General features: G+C 67.4%; 17 protein-coding genes and 2 pseudogenes. 8 read left to right on the forward strand and 11 right to left on the reverse strand.

Annotated features, from left to right (window positions below; translation table 11 throughout):
• Nucleotides 1-22 precede the first annotated feature (22 nt).
• Together CG723_RS08560 and CG723_RS08565 are read left to right on the forward strand one after the other, a co-directional pair.
• Nucleotides 23-460 (forward strand): cupin domain-containing protein, encoded by a 438-nt coding sequence (locus CG723_RS08560; protein WP_100592692.1) that lies wholly within the window; start codon nucleotides 23-25, stop codon nucleotides 458-460.
• A 307-nt stretch (nucleotides 461-767) separates the two neighbouring features.
• The gene (locus CG723_RS08565) at nucleotides 768-1298 is read left to right on the forward strand and encodes a hypothetical protein (RefSeq protein ID WP_100592693.1); all 531 of its coding nucleotides are present in this window, start codon (nucleotides 768-770) and stop codon (nucleotides 1296-1298) included.
• Here the strand turns inward: CG723_RS08565 and CG723_RS47405 are convergent.
• The 3 genes and pseudogenes from CG723_RS47405 to CG723_RS08580 all read right to left on the reverse strand — a co-directional run bounded on the left by CG723_RS47405 (nucleotide 1291) and on the right by CG723_RS08580 (nucleotide 3698).
• On the reverse strand, nucleotides 1291-1539 hold the full coding sequence (locus CG723_RS47405) for a hypothetical protein (RefSeq protein ID WP_100592694.1): 249 nt from the start codon (nucleotides 1537-1539) through the stop codon (nucleotides 1291-1293). The two genes, CG723_RS08565 and CG723_RS47405, sit on opposite strands and share 8 nt — an antisense overlap.
• Nucleotides 1540-1733: 194 nt before the next feature.
• Nucleotides 1734-1838, reverse strand: a pseudogene (locus tag CG723_RS49140) (helix-turn-helix domain-containing protein); the annotation flags it as partial.
• 555 nt (nucleotides 1839-2393) lie between these two features.
• Nucleotides 2394-3698 carry a phospholipase D-like domain-containing protein gene (locus tag CG723_RS08580; RefSeq protein WP_100592695.1) on the reverse strand — a complete coding sequence of 435 codons (1305 nt, stop codon included), beginning with the start codon at nucleotides 3696-3698 and terminating at the stop codon, nucleotides 2394-2396.
• Between the two features lie 681 nt (nucleotides 3699-4379).
• Between CG723_RS08580 and CG723_RS08585 the strand changes: the two genes are divergently transcribed.
• Nucleotides 4380-5738 carry an MFS transporter gene (locus CG723_RS08585; RefSeq protein WP_199841698.1) on the forward strand — a complete coding sequence of 453 codons (1359 nt, stop codon included), beginning with the start codon at nucleotides 4380-4382 and terminating at the stop codon, nucleotides 5736-5738.
• Nucleotides 5739-5763: 25 nt separating this feature from the next.
• Here CG723_RS08585 and CG723_RS08590 read toward each other — a convergent pair whose 3' ends face one another.
• Both CG723_RS08590 and CG723_RS08595 read right to left on the reverse strand, forming a co-directional pair.
• On the reverse strand, nucleotides 5764-6024 hold the full coding sequence (locus CG723_RS08590; RefSeq protein ID WP_199841750.1) for a hypothetical protein: 261 nt from the start codon (nucleotides 6022-6024) through the stop codon (nucleotides 5764-5766).
• Nucleotides 6025-6059: 35 nt separating this feature from the next.
• A complete protein-coding gene (locus CG723_RS08595) occupies nucleotides 6060-6887 on the reverse strand; it encodes a phytanoyl-CoA dioxygenase family protein (protein WP_100592697.1) in 828 nt (275 codons plus the stop codon).
• A 70-nt stretch (nucleotides 6888-6957) separates the two neighbouring features.
• Between CG723_RS08595 and CG723_RS08600 the strand changes: the two genes are divergently transcribed.
• A complete protein-coding gene (locus CG723_RS08600) occupies nucleotides 6958-7752 on the forward strand; it encodes an AraC family transcriptional regulator (RefSeq protein ID WP_100592698.1) in 795 nt (264 codons plus the stop codon).
• A 111-nt stretch (nucleotides 7753-7863) separates the two neighbouring features.
• Here CG723_RS08600 and CG723_RS48885 read toward each other — a convergent pair whose 3' ends face one another.
• Complete coding sequence (locus CG723_RS48885; protein WP_324902802.1) at nucleotides 7864-8076, reverse strand: hypothetical protein; 213 nt, start codon at nucleotides 8074-8076, stop codon at nucleotides 7864-7866.
• Between the two features lie 621 nt (nucleotides 8077-8697).
• Between CG723_RS48885 and CG723_RS08610 the strand changes: the two genes are divergently transcribed.
• On the forward strand, nucleotides 8698-9456 hold the full coding sequence (locus tag CG723_RS08610) for an IclR family transcriptional regulator (RefSeq protein ID WP_100592699.1): 759 nt from the start codon (nucleotides 8698-8700) through the stop codon (nucleotides 9454-9456).
• Between the two features lie 133 nt (nucleotides 9457-9589).
• Nucleotides 9590-9949 carry an STAS domain-containing protein gene (locus CG723_RS08615; protein WP_234374207.1) on the forward strand — a complete coding sequence of 120 codons (360 nt, stop codon included), beginning with the start codon at nucleotides 9590-9592 and terminating at the stop codon, nucleotides 9947-9949.
• A 177-nt stretch (nucleotides 9950-10126) separates the two neighbouring features.
• Here the strand turns inward: CG723_RS08615 and CG723_RS49145 are convergent.
• Nucleotides 10127-10367, reverse strand: a pseudogene (locus tag CG723_RS49145) (helix-turn-helix domain-containing protein); the annotation flags it as partial.
• Nucleotides 10368-10655: 288 nt separating this feature from the next.
• On the opposite strand from CG723_RS49145, the gene CG723_RS08625 reads away from it, so the two are divergent.
• Both CG723_RS08625 and CG723_RS08630 read left to right on the forward strand, forming a co-directional pair.
• Nucleotides 10656-13076: a SpoIIE family protein phosphatase gene (locus CG723_RS08625; RefSeq protein WP_199841699.1), complete on the forward strand. Its 2421-nt coding sequence runs from the start codon at nucleotides 10656-10658 to the stop codon at nucleotides 13074-13076.
• 602 nt (nucleotides 13077-13678) lie between these two features.
• The gene (locus CG723_RS08630; protein WP_100592703.1) at nucleotides 13679-14083 is read left to right on the forward strand and encodes a helix-turn-helix domain-containing protein; all 405 of its coding nucleotides are present in this window, start codon (nucleotides 13679-13681) and stop codon (nucleotides 14081-14083) included.
• Between the two features lie 28 nt (nucleotides 14084-14111).
• Here CG723_RS08630 and CG723_RS08635 read toward each other — a convergent pair whose 3' ends face one another.
• From CG723_RS08635 to CG723_RS08650, 4 genes are all read right to left on the reverse strand, one after another.
• The gene (locus tag CG723_RS08635) at nucleotides 14112-14345 is read right to left on the reverse strand and encodes a hypothetical protein (RefSeq protein WP_100592704.1); all 234 of its coding nucleotides are present in this window, start codon (nucleotides 14343-14345) and stop codon (nucleotides 14112-14114) included.
• Between the two features lie 13 nt (nucleotides 14346-14358).
• Nucleotides 14359-14628 carry an IS3 family transposase gene (locus tag CG723_RS08640; protein WP_159032409.1) on the reverse strand — a complete coding sequence of 90 codons (270 nt, stop codon included), beginning with the start codon at nucleotides 14626-14628 and terminating at the stop codon, nucleotides 14359-14361.
• Between the two features lie 20 nt (nucleotides 14629-14648).
• Nucleotides 14649-14951 carry a transposase gene (locus CG723_RS08645; RefSeq protein WP_234374208.1) on the reverse strand — a complete coding sequence of 101 codons (303 nt, stop codon included), beginning with the start codon at nucleotides 14949-14951 and terminating at the stop codon, nucleotides 14649-14651.
• Between the two features lie 94 nt (nucleotides 14952-15045).
• Nucleotides 15046-15723 (reverse strand): hypothetical protein, encoded by a 678-nt coding sequence (locus tag CG723_RS08650; RefSeq protein WP_100592707.1) that lies wholly within the window; start codon nucleotides 15721-15723, stop codon nucleotides 15046-15048.
• Nucleotides 15724-15810: the final 87 nt, after the last annotated feature.

Here is a 15810-nt window from a genome sequence, read left to right on the forward strand (position 1 = left end):
CAGGCTTATGGAGGTGTGGTACATGTCAGCGAAGAACCCAGAGCACGGGAGCGCCCACGAGGTCTCCTTGCCGCCCGAAGTCAAGTTGCTGCAGGAAGTCACTCCGCCCTTCTTTCCCGAAGGTGGTTCGGGAATGACCATCCTCGTCGAGTGGCCTCCCGGTCACCCCGGGCTCCCTCCGCATCGCCACTCGGGCCCGTCGTTCGGCTACGTGATGGAGGGCGCGGTCCGGTTCGAGCTCGAGGGTGAGCCGGAACGTGTGGTCGAGGCCGGTGGGACGTTCTGGGAGCCAGGCGGTGACGTGATCCACTACCAGGACGGCAACGCCCTGTCGGACGCATCGACCAAGTTCGTGGTGACCATGGTGTGCGCGCCGGGTCAGCCGATGCTCAGGCTGGTCGACGAGGAGGAGCTGAAGGAACGGGCGCACCTGCGCGCACCGCGTCCCTCCGAAGGCTGACCCGCGAGATCGACAAGTGTGCGGAGTCCGGAACGCCGATCCAGGTGCCGGGCTTTGGAGCAACCTCCGGCCTACATAGTCATCGATTTCACGAACCCGCACACGTTCTGCCACCCGGACCGACTCATGGCGACGCACTGCTGCGCCAGCACCCGAGCGGTGCGTCACATCACCACAGGGCAAACGTTGCCTGATACGGCGCCAGTTGGCATCAGCGCGGGTCCGAACGTTGCCTGATGCCAACGATCGACCCTGGTCGCACGAGGGGGAGTTTTGAACACGTTCAAGTAGGGCGTACGCTCCTGCCATGAGCGACAGTGGTGACAGACTCGCCCTTCTCAAGGGCATCCGTGCGTGGCTGGTCCTCTTCGTCGTCTGCCTCGTGCTGAGCGGGGCGACGGCCTTCCCTCTCGTGCACGAACTGCACTGGACCGAGGATCTGTTGAGGTCCTTGTCCGTGCCGGAGCACCTGCCCGCGCTCATGGACTGGATCGAGCACGTACGGCAGGGGATCGACGTCGCTGACGAGGAGTACCCCTTCCTGCTGTACGGCACGGACTGGCTGGCGTTCGCGCACCTCGTGATCGCCGTCGCCTTCTACGGGCCCTACCGCGACCCGGTCCGCAACATCTGGGTCGTCGAGTTCGCGATGATCGCTTGCGCCGGCATCATCCCGCTAGCCCTGATCTGCGGACCGCTCCGAGGTATCCCCTTCTGGTGGTCGGTCATCGACATGTCCTTCGGGGTCTTCGGGGTGATCCCGCTGTATGTCGTCCGCAGGAAGATCAAGCGGCTGGAGGCGCTCACCTCGCCTGTGCCGCTTGCCATGGCTACTTGAGCGCCGCCGGCGCGATCCGCTGGGCCACCAGGTTCATCTTGGGTGCGCGTGGGGCGCTGAGGAGGATGTCGACGTCCTCGGCGGTGAAGACGGCATCAAGGGAGGCGGTGTACTTCGCGCCCCGGTCGCGGAGCAGGTACCGGACCTGTTCGCCGTGTTCGGCCAGTGCCCTGGTGGCCTCGCGGGCCTGCTGGACTGCCCACTGTCCGGTGGGATGCGCGGTTGTGGGCGTGATGTGCAATCGGCGGGTTCCGGGTTCCGGGTTTCCAGGAAGGCCATGGCGTAAAGGCGTTGGCCGAGCGCGGTGTCGAGGTGGAAGAAGTCTGCCGCGACGACACCGTCGGCCTGAGCGGTGAGAAATTTCCTCCAGCTCGGCCGCTGCCGTCTTGGTGCCGGGTCGATCCCGGCCGCGTGCAGAATGTTCCACACCGTGCCGGATGCCACCGAGTGCCCCAGCCGCGCCATCTCGCCTTGGATGCGCCGGTGCCCCCACCGAGGATTCTCGTCGGCCAGGCGCAGGACCAGCTTCTTCAACGCCACCGACGAGGCCGGCCGACCGGCGCGCGCTGGAGTCTCACTTCCGGGTGATGATTCGGCGATGCCAGGCCAGAACGGTTCCCGGGGCAGGCGCGGGAAAGACGCGGGCCCAGCGCTGCGGGGGTATCAACGAGGGCAGAGCGGAGGGCCAGAACCGGTCCGCCGGCTCGTAGCGCAGGGGCAAGGTCAACTGCCTTCGCAGCAATGCGTTCTCATGCCACAGGATCAGCGCCTCGGCCTCCACGACGCCTCTCGCCGGAGCAGCAGCGCCGGCAGTGACAGGAGTCCCCGAACGGCGCACTACACGAGCGAAACGATCGTTGCCGCAGCGTCGCAGACCATTGATCCGCACCTACCTCACCAGCAGCGATGACTTCTTGAGCCCCTCACGATCGACGCCGGCTGGGCAGACAGGCACGCGGAAGCTCCTGGTGGACAGGCGATCTTGGTCGCGACCTCGTCTACCAGGAGCATCTTCACGTCCGGACGCCACTCACCCCAACTACCCGCCAGACCGCCCAAGTTGGAGCTCACTGGCGCTGTTCGGGCCGAGAACGCCTATTCCTGGACCTGCCTCGGATCGATCGGAATCTCTCGTGCCGTATTCTCGGCGCGCTTCTCGGCGATCGACTGCCGCTCCGCGGTCCCGCAGCAGCGGTCGTACTGGCTTTGCCAGTCCGTCATGAACGTGTCGTAGTTGGAGCCGCCGGTCAGCTTCAGGTCCGTCTCGTCGTTGTGCCAGACGCCGTTGCTCGTCCAGTTCGAAGAACCGACGAACACGAGCTTGGAGTTGGCGGCCCCCGCGTAATTGCCGCTGACCATCATGTACTTGTTGTGCGTGTAATGCAGGGCGTTGCCGTTCGCGTCGGTGCCGCGGGTGGTGTCGTGCACGTCGATATTCGGCCGGTTCTTCAGGTAGTTCTGCACGCTGCCATCGACCTGGCCGGCGGTGATAAGGATGTGGATCTTGACGCCGGTTCCTGCCAGGCTCACCAGCTTCTTCGGCAGCTCCAGATAGTTCCGGTCGCCCGGCTCCCCGTGAGAGGTCCACTGGAACATGGCGATGTTGATCGTGGCCGGCGCCTTGATGTTGCCCAGGAAGTCGACCCAGGTATCGCTCTTGGCGCGCGCCTTGGGCCACTGATAGGAGGGCGGGGACAGTTTCCTGGCGGCCGTGGCGCTGGTGGAGCTGTAGTAGTCGGGCGCCAGCGGGCCCGGGCCGTTGAGCGCCCCCTTGGCCATGGCGGTGAAGTAGCTGACGTAGGAGTTGTACAGGTCGACGTTGCCCTTGACGGTGGCGCTGCTGTTCCACGCCGTGCTGGCCTGGGCGGCGGTGGGGTTGGCGCTGCTGACGGTCACCGTTCTGTTCGCGTCGCTCCCGCCGCTGAGCATGTAGTACTTCGCGTGCAGGGAGGAGCCGGCGTAGTGGGTCAGGCAGCCGCCCGGGCACAGCGCGGCGAAGCTGGAGGCTCGCGGGTCGTTGCCCAACTCGGTGACCATCGACTGCCAGATCGCATTGTCGCTGTGAGAGTCCATCAGCGCCTTGACGATGACGCCGCGCTGGTGCGCGGCGATCAGGGCGTTGGCGAAGTCCGGGCCCGGCTGTGCGTTGCTGATCGAGTACATGGCGACGCGTATGGTCTGCCCGCAGCTGGCGCTGTTGATCGATTCGATGATCGGGCCCATGATCTTCATCTGGGCTGCCGGGTCCTCCGGGTCATTGAAGCGCGGGCCCGGGCTGGAGGTGAACGGCCGGGACTCGCAACTGAGCGGGGGCTTGGCCTTCTTGACCGCGGCTTGCGCCGTTGTCAGCGACAGCGCGGTGACGACCAGTGCGGTTATGGACGTGAACGTTCGCTTCATGGGCGGCCTTTCGCTGGGCTGTTGGTGATGAAGAGTCGGGTTGCCGCAAGAGGCCCGCAGGAGCGATGCCGCCGTCAGCGGAATCTACTACTGTTCCACCGATTGTTCCGATAAACACGTAAAGTCCGTGCACTGTGCATCGCAGGATTCCTTGAGCAGGGGAGTAATCGCGGGGTGTTGCTCTGCTGGTCGACCAATGAGTGGTCACCGTGGGGAGCGACAATCGCCTGGCGTAGCGACCCGACCGTGCCGTCGGGCCGGCGCTCGCGCCCCTGCCGCACCTGCGTCTGACGCGTCCGCTGCCATGACTGCGGCGAACTCCTTCACCCGGGCAGGGATAAGAAGGCGAGGGCAGCATGACCGGCCGTCCCCGAAGCACGTCCGATGGCCCCTGACCGAATCCCAACAGACCCTCGATGTTGGCGTGTTCAAGGTCGCACCAGCAGCCGCACTCTCCGCCGGACATCCGACGGCGGCCGGTGCAGCAGCGCAGCGAGGAACGCTCGATCACTCGGTGTGAACCGGACCGGCTTCTTGCCGAGTTGGCGCTCCAGCACAGTGATCTGGTAGCGGAGGGCAAGAATTTGAGTTCTTGACATGGCCCCGACATGAGAGCACTCTCGCGGAGGATTTCGTTCCTGCGCGCCGTGGCTCGACCGACACAAGGGCAGGGGAGTCGCCGTGAAGACGCACACCGCAGAGCCGGAACCGTCCACCGCGCGCACGCACCGCAACCGCGCGGTGGTCGCCAGCACGGTCGGCACCGCCATCGAGTGGTACGACTTCTTCCTCTACGGCACGGCCGCGGCTCTGGTCTTCCCGCACCTCTTCTTTCCCGGTCAGTCCGAGTACATGGGCGTCCTGGCCTCCTTCGCCACACAGTTCGTCGGCTTCGCCGCCCGCCCCATCGGCGCGGCGGTCTTCGGCCACTTCGGCGACCGGGTCGGGCGCAAGTCCACGCTCGTCATCACCCTGCTCCTGATGGGCATCAGCACCGTCCTCATCGGCTGCCTGCCCAGCTACGCGTCGATCGGGTTCGCCGCGCCGATCCTGCTCGTCGTCCTGCGCGTCTGCCAGGGCATCGGCGTCGGCGGCGAATGGGGCGGCTCGGTGCTCCTGGCCATGGAGTGGGGGCCGAAGAAACGCCGTGGCCTGATGGCCAGTTGGCCCCAGATGGGCGTGCCGCTGGGACTGCTCACCTCGACCGGCATGGTCAAGTGGCTGAGCGCCGCCTCCGGTGACGACTTCGACAGCTGGGGCTGGCGTATCCCCTTCCTGGCCAGCGCCGTGCTCGTCGCCATCGGCCTGTACGTACGGCTGAGGGTCCTGGAGAGCCCCGACTTCCGGGAGGTGAAGCGCGAGGAGGCCGTCGTCCGTATCCCGCTGTGGGACGTCCTGCACCACCGGTGGCGAGAGGTGATCACCGCCGCGTTCGTCCGCCTCTCCGAGCAGGCACCGTTCTATCTCTTCATCACCTTCGTCCTGACCTACGGAACGGAGAACCTCGGGCTGGCCCGGGGTGACCTGCTCGACGACACCCTCATCGCGGCCGCCATCGGGCTCATCACCATCCCGGTCTTCGGCCATCTCTCCGACCGCTTCGGACGCCGCCTCGTGTACGGCATCGGCATCGTCTGCGTCGGAGCCTTCGCCTTCCCGTACTTCGCGCTGCTCAACACCAGGACACCGGGACTCGTCCTCCTCGCCATCGCCTTGTCCCTGGTCTTCCACGACATGCAGTACGGTCCCCAGGCCGCGCTCATCGCCGAGGGCTTCGGCACCAACGTCCGCTACAGCGGCGCGGGTCTGGGCTACCAGCTCGCCTCGGTCATCGCGGGCGGACCCGCACCGCTGATCGCCGTGGCGATCCTGGAGGACACCGACTCGAGCGTCGGCATCAGCGTCTACATCCTGGGGTGCTGTGTCCTGTCCATGGTGGCTTTGCTCCTCGTTCCACGGCGCACCGACGATGAGGTGACGGTGAGGAAGGGGCGGGGATCGGTACCGCGGCAGGGGCCGGGGAAGAAGTCCACACGGTGAGGGCGCCGGTCCTGGCACCGAGCGTTCAGACAAGCTTCTCGAAGAAGAACTCGTGCTTGAGGAACGAGGTTTCGTACTCGGAGCCGGGCGGAGCCGGGATGAGCTGCGCGGCCTGGAACAGCCGCCAGCCGTCTTCCAGCGCCGCGACACCTGTCATGTACGGCGGCTCGTCACTGTCGCCGGTCGTGGGGTGGGTGCGGCCGGTCCCGTCGTAGCAGGCCCAGCCGACGACCTCGGAATCGAGGGCGGAGGTGCCCAGGTACAGGACGAGAACCTGCTGCCGCACGGTCTTCTCCGTGGTGTGGTCGGTGTGGCGAGTGGTCACGCGTTGCTCCCCTGCGCGGGCCGGTTCGCGATACGCGTGGCCCAGTGGTCGATGTCGAAGTCGGGGTCGGCGGTCATGGTCCGCCACAGCTTGATGCGACCGTACGTCTCTATGCGGCCGGTGGCAGGCTCGTACCACGGGAAGGCTCTGGTCAGTTCTTCGCGGACGGCCGGGCTGTCCAGGTCCGTCGTGTCCCACAGGCGGACCTGTGGCACGGTCGGGTTGAAGCGGATCTTGTACATGTACCGGAGGCGGTCGCTGTCGTTGCGGCGTCCGCCGTGCCAGATGCCGTGGTGCAGCAGGATCACGGTGCCGGCCGGGCAGCTGAGCCGGGTCTGGCCGCGCAGGTTCTGGTAGCGGCCGATGTCGGATTCATTGGTACGGCGAAGGTGGCTGCCCGGGACGATGAGCGTGCCGCCCATCTCGATGGTGACGTCGTGCGGGTAGTACATGAGCTGCACGTCGAACGCGTCGGACCGTACGTCGATGATGGCGTCGGCGTGCAGCGGCTGGGCGCGGCCCTCGTGGGGTGCCCGGGTGTGGACGTAGTGGTGGTCGACGGTCGGATCCGGCCCCACCAGGCTCGTCAACGCCCCTGAGACAGCCGTGAGTTCGATGAGGCGCCGGGCGAACGTCCCCTCGGGGAACGCCTTGGGTGCGGGGGTACCGAACGGCACCAGGGGCAGTGGGCCGTCGAAGACGCCGGGCACCTCGTCGTTCATCTCCTGGGGGACGATTCCGTCGAGCCGCAGGAAACCGTGTGAGACGAACCGCGCCATCTGGACCGAGCTCAGAAGTCCCGGCAATTGCCGTGTGGTTGACATGCGGCAACGGTAGGCAGCGGCAGTGGGGAAGTCGTGGGTTGTAATCGACAGCGACTGGTATTTTCTCACCATGGTCCTGCCGTCGTCCGTGGAGCCGGCCCTCGACCGCCCCCCGCGCGAGGTGAACGCGGGTGTGGGCGTGCATGGTTCGTCCGGCCCGCACGAGGTGTTCCGGCTGCCGCACCTCTGGCAGCTGCATCTGTACGGATATTCGGGCCAGTTGGAGCTGTGTGGATCCTCGCATCCCATCCGCCCCGGCCATGTGAGTCTCGTACCGCCGGGTGCGGAGGTGCACTTCCACTACGGCGCACGCCGCTGCGAGCACCTGTACGCGCACTTCCGGCTGCCCGGCGACGGGGAGCGGCGGCCGGTGCCGGTGATGCAGGACGCCGGTTCCGAGGCGGCCGTGCTGAGTGGGCTGCTGCGGCAGACGGTCGCGGCGACCGCGCAGAGTCCGGTACGGGCGTCGGCGGAGCTGTGGACGGTGCTGTGGCGCGTGACCGGCCTGGGTGGCGGCGCTGCCGAGAGCCCCACGGGTTCCCCGCACCCGGCACTGCGGGCGGCCTTGGCGTACGTCGAGGAGCGGCTGGCCTGCTCCTTGTCCGTTCCGGAGGTGGCCCGTGCCGCCGGTGTCTCGCACACCCATCTGACCCGACTGTTCCGCGAGGCCACAGGGGGCACGGTCGTCGGCCACATCCGACGGCGCCGCATGGAACGGGCCCGGCACCTGCTGGAGGCCTCGACCATGGCGATCCCGGCGATCGCGACGACGGTCGGCATCCCGGACCTCCAGGCGTTCAACAAGGCGTGCCGCCGCGAGTTGGGCCTCTCGCCGCGGGCGGTACGGGAGGGCGCGCGCGGCTGAGTCGGTGTCGGAACGTCCTGTGCGGGTGCGCCGGGCGCTGCGGTCCCACTTCGCCGCGATGAACCTGTGATGCCAGGCCAGCAGCGTGCCAGGCACCGGGAAGATCTCGCGTCAGTGGTGATGGGGTATCGGGTTGGAGAGGGCGGCCGGCCAGAACCGGTGCGCGGGCTCGTAACGGACCGGGCCGGTGATCTGTCGGCGTAGCACCGCATTCTGATGGCGGAGGACAAGTGACTCGGCGGGCTTGGTGCTGTCGCGACTCAACAGCACCCCGGGGACGGACAGCAGCTTGCGGGCGACTTTGTACTCGGTGGGGTTCCTCATCATCACGCAGGGTGGACGCCGGATCGCCCTGACGGCGATGCGGCTCTTTCTGCCCTGCTCCGCAGGAGTCCGATTCCTCCCCTCCCCAAAGGCCGGGGCATCCTCGGAGGAATCCGGTGAAGCGATTGAGCTCTGCGACACAGAGGCGCGAGGCGTCCTGGGGGGTCACGGGAGATGATCACCGCTAGACGGCTGCCGAGCGCCACGGTCAGCCATCGGAAGTGATGGAAACCTGTCCCGGCACCATGGTCGAAGAAACCGACCGATATCCCTGGCGGCGGCGTGCCCACGACGCCGGAGAGGCAATCCGGGTTGTCGCTGACCAGGAGGCCACCGCCGCGTCGGCGATAGCAGGGCCAGTGCACGTCACTGGCCGGCAACGTGGAGACGAGATGGTTCCACTGGTACTGCTGAGGATGTTGTAAATGCCGCGATGGAGGAGCTTGTGGTGCTGTTGGACGCCGGCACCGCACGGACGACCCGCTGCGAAATTCGTGATCACGAAGAGTGGCTGCGTCCGCTGAATCGCGTCTATGCCCTGTGCTGTCCGGGCCGCCGAGGCGGGCAACATTCTGCCCGCCGGACTTGCCCCGACTTGTCCGCAAGGAGCAATGTGGAGGCATGGGTGGTAAGGAAGGCCCCACGCTCATTGCTTCGGTGCAGCGAGCCTTCCGGTTGATGGAGGCTGTGGGTGCGCACGAAGGTGGCGTGCCGGCCAAGCAACTGGCGCGCGAGACCGGGCTGGCTTTGGCCACGACCTACCATTTGCTGCGCACGATGGTGCACGACGGCTACGTGCGCAAACTCGACGACAGCACGTTCGTCCTGGGGGAGAGGCTGGGTGCGCTGCATGGAGGAAGCCGCGATCAGGCGGCGCTCAGCAGGGTGCGTCCCACGCTCACGGAGCTGCGGGATGGCCTGTCGGCCGCGGCCTATCTGACCTTCTACGAGGACGGCGAGATCCGGGTCGCGGAGATCGTGGACGGGCCGAAGGCGCCCCGTGTCGATCTGTGGGTCGGCTTCGAAGATGCAGGGCACGCCACGGCGCTCGGCAAGTGCGTTCTGCGTGAGCTGGACGGCGATGCCCGCGCCGACTACCTCTCCCGCCACACGCTGAATGATCTCACCCCTCGCACCATCACTCACCGTGCCGAACTGCTACGGCGTCTCGACGCCGCGCCCCATGGGTCTGCGATCACCGATATTGAGGAGTACTCCCTGGGCACCGCGTGCGTCGCAGTGCCCATCCGTCAAGGCGACACCCTTGGCGCGCTTGGTATCTCCCTGCGCGCCAACCGCACCGACCGTCTCGAAGGTGCTGTGGCGACGCTGATTGCCACCGCGGAGCGGGTGTCTCGCAGACTCTCGCTCACCATCTGAAAACCGGGACCTTGTGACTTCGCGGCCATGACCTGTCTTATGGATTAAACGGACAAACCGGTCAAGGGTGCAGAGGAGCAGGGACGTGTGTGATCAGGGCGTCGCAGGGCCGCATGAGTCAGTCGATTGCCACGTGGCGAACGGCTGGACGGTCGTCGAAGCCAACGAAGAGATCGACATTGCCTTCGCTCCTTTCGTGCAAGCCGCAGTGGTCCGGAGGCTCGCCGAGGGCCACCGTCACTTCGTTCTCGATCTGTGCAGTACCCCCTTCCTGGACTCCATGGGGCTCGGCATGATCGTCGCTGTCACCAAACGCATCAAGTCCTGTCACGGGTCGCTGCGGATTGCCTGCTCCGACAAGTGGCTCCTGCATGTCTTCTCTCTCGGCGGTCTGCGTCACGTCTACTCGTTCCACGACTCCGTCGAGCAGGCCATCGCGCAGTCCCCAGGGGCGAGCTCCTGGCCCGTACGGAGCGTGACCAGGCACTCATGATCGATGCCGTCGACAGATGGGGTATGGATCGCATCGACACAGGTGGCGGACGGTCCGTTGCAGAGCTGGCTGACTCGGTGCTCGCGGCAGCAGACGCAGAGAAGGGGAAGGGGAAGGGGAAGGGGCGGTCATCCTTCGGTCGGTGACCCGTCGTGGCGGCTCACCTGTGGCAGGACCCGACGCCCTTGCGGAGGGAACCTGCGCGCACCAGCCGATGCGGTGCAGCAGCAGATGCATCCCGGCCAGGGTGTGCTCCACCCTGAACCGGCGGTGCACGACCTCGACGATCCTCGTCAGAGTCCAGCACCGGTCGCTCCGGCCGGCAGCGGCCGCACCCGGCGTCCAACACCGCCTCCAGCGCCCGCAGTTGACTCGCATCCAGCTTGCAGCGGGCACCGCCGGGACCCTTGGGGGCCAGGGTGCCCGCTCCTCAGCCGTCAGCCCTCCGCCATGGTGAAGAGCCACTTCCAGTAACACTCCGTGGTGTTGTCGAGCACGTTTGGTGAGCGCGGCCCACGGGCTCACTGATGCACCGTTTCGTGGTCACGAAGCGCAACCCGCCGGAGTTCAAGGCGGACGCGATTGCGCTGTACCAGTCGCGCTCGGAAGCAGTGATCAGGTCGGTTGCGGCTTCACCGCCGCAGCATCCTCCGGCCCCCGATGCGACAATGTGTGCGTAGGTCGTGCCCGTGGATGGGATGACGCTATGGGCTTCAGCAGTGAGGCGGGCGGTGGAGATCCGCTCAAACCATTCGACATGGCAACTGCAGCTTTGCTGATGGTGGACAGCCATGGTGTGATCGCGGGCTGGAACCAGGCCGCTCAGGATCTCCTCGGGTACACCGCGGCCGACGTGCTGGGGCACTCCGTGACAACCCTGCTCCTCGACGAGGGTGATGTGCCTGCCGTGCAGTCATGGCTGCGAGGGGCGGAGAGCGGCTGGGAGAGCCCCGTCGCAGTGCTCCACCGTGAGGGGCGTCCCGTGGAACTCGCGGTTCGTACCTGCCGCCTTCACGCGCTCGGTGGCCATCGTGAGTGGCTCGTCGCCCTGCGGGACGCCGCTGCGCTGCGCGAGGACGAGTGGCATGAGGATGTCGCGTGGAGCCTGCTCCAGCAGTCCCCGCTGGGTGTCGCCGTGCTTGACACGGACCTCCGGTACGAGTGGGTGAACCTTGCGATGGCTCACCTCGACGAGGAGGTGTGCGGTGCCGCCACCAGTCCGGCCGCCGGTGCGGAGCCATCGCCGATCGTTGCACGCCAGGCCAAGCAGGTACTGAAGTCAGGCCAGGCACCGGTGGCACTGGAGAACATAGCGCCGGTCCGGGTGTCCGGCCGGGAAGACGGCGGTCACGTCAGGCTTCGCTCCTCCTTTCCCTTGAGCGGTGCTGACGGCAACGTGCTCGGGGTCTGTCACGCTGTCCTCGACTTCGAGGGCCAGGACCCGGCGCGCGAACGGCTGACGGTGCTCAACACGGCCAGTGAGCACATGGGCACCACGCTCGACCTGGACCGTACGGTGCACGAACTTGCCGAGATCCTGGTGCCCTCCATCTCGGACTTCGTGGCGGTTGACCTGTTCGAAAGTGTCCATACGCCGATGGACCTGACAACGAGATCCGCCGAGTCCTCCGACCCCTTGTGCCGTGTGGCCCACCTCTCGATCCAGGAAGATCGCCCCGAAGCGGGAGTCGAGATCGGCGCGACGCCCCATTACCCCAAGGAGTCGCCCCAACGACGTTCCCTGGCCACTGGACAGTCAATCCGCGAGGTGGTTCGCCCGTCGACGCCTTGGCTCGCGAAAGACCCACTGCGCTGGACAAGGCTGATCGGGCTGGGCGTGCACACGCAGCTGGTGGTACCGCTGCGGGCACGCGGCATCAATATGGGCGTCGTCACCCTGCTGCGCTGGAGGAATCCCCGCCCGTTCGACGAGGACGACCTCCTCCTCGTCGAAGACTTGGTGGGCCGGGCCGCCGTGTGCGTCGACAACGCCAGGCGTTACACACGCCAGCAGCAGGCGGCGCTGACCTTGCAGAGGAGCCTGCTGCCGCAGGACCTGCCCGATCTCAGCGCCGTCGAAGCCGCCTACCGGTATCTGCCGGCCGACACCGAAGTGGGCGTCGGCGGTGACTGGTTCGACGTCATTCCGCTCTCGGGTGCCCGAGTGGCGCTCGTGGTGGGCGATGTCGTCGGGCACGGCATCCACGCCGCGGCCAGCATGGGACGGCTCCGGGCGGCCGTGCAGACCCTCGCGGACCTTGATCTGCCCCCGGATGAGCTGCTGACCAAAGTCGACGACCTCGTGGTGCGTCTCTCCGACGAGGCGGAAGCCACATCCGACGGGCCCGTCGTTATCGGCGCGACCTGTGTCTATGCCATCTACGACCCGATCGCCCGCACCGTCACCATGGCCCGCGCCGGACATCCCACCCCCGCGATCGCGCGCCTCGACGTGCCGGTTGAGTTCCCCGACGTTCCCGCCGGGCCGCCGCTGGGGCTGGGCGGCCTGCCCTTCGAGTCGGCAGAGATCCCGGTCGAGGAGGGAAGCATCATCGCGCTGTACACCGACGGGCTGATCGAAGCGAGCGACCGCGACGTTGATGTCGGATTCGAGCGCCTGTGCTTCGCCCTTGCTCACCCTGACCGCCCGTTGGACGAGATCTGCGACACCATGGTCAGAATCCTGCTGCCCGATCGTCCCTCTGACGACGTTGCCTTCCTCATCGCACGTACCCGCGCCCTGAGTTCTGACTGCGTTGCCGCTTGGGAGGTGTCCGCCGAGCCGTCCGCCGTCCACGAGGCGCGTGAGAAGTCCGTCAGCCAACTTCGGGTCTGGGGAATGCAAGCGGCCGCTTTCACCACCGAGCTGATCGTCAGTGAACTCGTCACCAACGCCATCAGGCACGCCTCCGGCCCGATCAGCCTGCGGCTCATCCGCGAGCACGTGCTGATCTGTGAGGTCTCGGACACCAGCAGTACGTCTCCGCACATGCGACGCGCTTCGGGCACGGAGGAGGGAGGTCGAGGACTGTTCCTGGTCGCGCAGGTGGCCCAACGCTGGGGGACCCGCTATACAGCCGACGGCAAGACGATTTGGGCCGAACAGCCGCTGCCCGCCTCTGTCTGACCGTCCGGCGGCCTGAGGCGACGATGCGCTGCCTACACCAGAGATCCGTCCGTGCGTGTGGTCACGGATGCGGGGGAGGGCTGTACCTCGATTTCGGAGACGTCCAGGTGCCTCGTTTCCCGCACGCGGGCGCCGTACAGGTCTTTCAGGCCGCTCGGCTCCGCGCTCACCAGGTCGTCACCGAGCGCGAGTTGCCCGTCGGCGGTAGAGCGGATCCGACATGCCGGTGCAGCCGTCCGCCTGGACAGCAGGTCCCGCCGCGTCAGCGCTCTTGGCCTCGTCGAGGGCGCCGATCTGGACGAGCCGTTCGGCGACCGGCAGTGAGGGTCTGCCCCGCTGTCACACGTCCTGCAGGGAAGCGTGGGGCTGGTGGCCGCGATCCGGGCCGACTCCGCGTCACTGATTCCTTTCACCGTGGACAGAGGGAGCCGCGCCCCACACCTGGTCCGCGGCCTCGACCCGGTGCGCTACCTGGGAGCGGCTCGCATCGCTTCTCGGTTCACCGAGAAGCCTCCTCCGCGTGATCGTCCCCACACGCACCGACATAGACTCGATCTCGCCCGAACGGCGTCAGCTTGTCGCTAGCAGGAAGAATCGATCTCGTGGCCAACGCACTGCAGGAATTGGTGAAGAGCCGGCTGGAGCAGCAGGGCTGGTCCTATGGTGACGTGGCCCGGCGCGGCGGCATCCCGCGATCCACCGTTCACCATCTGGCGACCGTCGCGCAGGTGGCCCGTATGCCGCAGCAAGCCACCCTCGAAGGCCTGGCCCGGGGACTGGAACTGCCCCTGGACTCGGTACGGAGGGCCGCCGCCGAAGCCTGCGGTATCCACCTCTACTTCGAGGACCCCGCCGACACCACGTCCGACCCGGAGATCGCCACCCTCATCGCCAGCGTCCAGCGCCTGTCCGACGCCGACCGCCGCCACGTCACCGCACTCGTCGAGTCCCTCCTGCGCAGCACCCCCGACCCTGACACCCCGACAGACTCCGGCTCCGGAGACTGATGGGCGGTGTCGGGCCGTTCTCCGCCCGTCACCGGAGGATCCGCAGCCATCTGATCACCGCGGCCACCGTCTGGTAGTCGAGCTCGGCGATCCGGGTGACGGCGTGGTAGTCGGTCATCCGTGCCGTGATGCAGGCCGCGTCCAGGGCACAGTGCAGCATCACCTGGTGCGCCTGAGTGGCCGGCAGGTCCCCCTCCATGCGCATCTGGGGGCGCAGCAGCGCGGAGATGGGCAGCGGGGGCGTGGGGTGTTCCAGGGTCATGTTCCGGTTCCTCTCAGGAAGGGGTGCCGTCACCGGTGCGCCCCTGGATACCGGCCCGGCGCATGAGGAGTTCCACCGTCCCGTGGCTGACGGCGATCCCGTAGGTCCGGGTGAGTTCGCTGTGGATGCGCCGGTATCCGTGGGTGGCGCCGGAGGCGGCGTGGATGGTGGTGATGAGTTCGGTGAGCCAGGTGTGACGGATTGACCGGGCGGAGGGACGGCGGGCGCGCCAGGTGAAGTAGCCGGACTCGGTCACGCCGAGCGCCCGGGTGGCGGTCCGCACGGGCAGCCCTTCGCCGGCCATCACGTGGACTGCCTCGAATCGCCTTTTGGGGACACCACATCGCGCAGCAGCTCGGTCGCGCGCCGGAGGGCGGCGAGCTCGGACTCCAGTTGGGCGATACGCCGGCGTGCGGCCCTGAGGTCTGTCCCCGTGGACGGCTCGGGCCCTCCTCTGCTGAGGTGCGGCAGGTGCCGGCGCCGCCACTGGTAGACCGTCTGGTCGCTGAGGCCGAGAGCGACGGCGACCTTCTTCACGGGCTCGCCGTCGGCGAGCAGGTCCAGGGCCTTGCGGCGCAGTTCGGGCGGGTATCGCATGGGTCGCATGGGCGTTGTCTCTGGGGAGGTCGGCCCCCGGGTCCGGGAGAGCAGGCCCGGGCCCGGGGAGGCGGTGGGCTCCGTGGGCCCGGAGCGCCGGGGGCTAGTCGATGTGACGCCGGAGGGTGACGGTGGGCCGCAGGCCCAGTGGGTCGACGGTCTTGCCGTGCGGCGCGGCTGCCACCCCGTGCTGGAGAAGGCTCACGATCTCGGCGGCCAGGGCGTCGGCGTGGCCCTTGACGACGTCGATCGGCTCGCGACTGCGTTCCAGCGCGGCCAGCCGCCGTTCGTACGCGCCGAGCTTGTTTCTGGTCGCCGAGCTCAGCGTGAACCGGTACGGGGTCGAGACGATGAACTGGTAGGCGCCGGCGAAGGTCTCGCAGCCCTCGCAGTGGTCGTTGACTGCCTTGCTGGTGTTCGAGGCGTTGAGTCGCGCGGCCCCGTTCGTGGTGACGATTTGGAAGGACAGCGCGATCGACCGGCAGGGCGCGTCGATCGAACAGCCGACGGAGCGGGCGATCGCCCGGTTGCGTACGCCGGCGCCCACGACCGTGCCGAGCTGATGGATCGTGAACTCCTCGTCGTGGTCGATGCGGTGTCTGGGGTTGGCCAGGGACCGTGCCTCGTCCACGGCGATGCCGACGCCACTGGTGATGCGGGATCCGGTCGCCGCACCCGCTGGGGTCACGGTGGCGAGGCCGGTCAGGCAGACGGTGGTCAGCATGCCCAGGCGCATGGCCGTCCGGCCGACTGTGCTGGTGCGTGGCTTTCGGTGGCTCACTGAAGTTCTCCTTTTGCGGGTGTACGAGCGGCACGGGGCCGGGGAGGTTCGCCGGGGTTCACGGCTGTTCATCGGGGGGTTGTGGGC

Origin of the sequence: Streptomyces sp. CB01635, assembly GCF_002803065.1 — a bacterium.
Lineage (GTDB): Bacteria > Actinomycetota > Actinomycetes > Streptomycetales > Streptomycetaceae > Streptomyces.

Bases quoted from the DNA above. Each gene is read 5' to 3' on its own strand.
- CG723_RS08565 (WP_100592693.1), top strand. From the start codon at position 768: ATGAGCGACAGTGGTGACAGACTCGCCCTTCTCAAGGGCATCCGTGCG.
- CG723_RS08580 (WP_100592695.1), bottom strand. From the start codon at position 3,698: ATGAAGCGAACGTTCACGTCCATAACCGCACTGGTCGTCACCGCGCTG.
- CG723_RS08625 (WP_199841699.1), top strand. From the start codon at position 10,656: ATGGGCTTCAGCAGTGAGGCGGGCGGTGGAGATCCGCTCAAACCATTC.
- CG723_RS08595 (WP_100592697.1), bottom strand. From the start codon at position 6,887: ATGTCAACCACACGGCAATTGCCGGGACTTCTGAGCTCGGTCCAGATG.
- CG723_RS08645 (WP_234374208.1), bottom strand. From the start codon at position 14,951: ATGCGACCCATGCGATACCCGCCCGAACTGCGCCGCAAGGCCCTGGAC.
- CG723_RS08600 (WP_100592698.1), top strand. From the start codon at position 6,958: ATGGTCCTGCCGTCGTCCGTGGAGCCGGCCCTCGACCGCCCCCCGCGC.
- CG723_RS08560 (WP_100592692.1), top strand. From the start codon at position 23: ATGTCAGCGAAGAACCCAGAGCACGGGAGCGCCCACGAGGTCTCCTTG.
- CG723_RS08635 (WP_100592704.1), bottom strand. From the start codon at position 14,345: ATGACCCTGGAACACCCCACGCCCCCGCTGCCCATCTCCGCGCTGCTG.
- CG723_RS48885 (WP_324902802.1), bottom strand. From the start codon at position 8,076: ATGAGGAACCCCACCGAGTACAAAGTCGCCCGCAAGCTGCTGTCCGTC.
- CG723_RS08610 (WP_100592699.1), top strand. From the start codon at position 8,698: ATGGGTGGTAAGGAAGGCCCCACGCTCATTGCTTCGGTGCAGCGAGCC.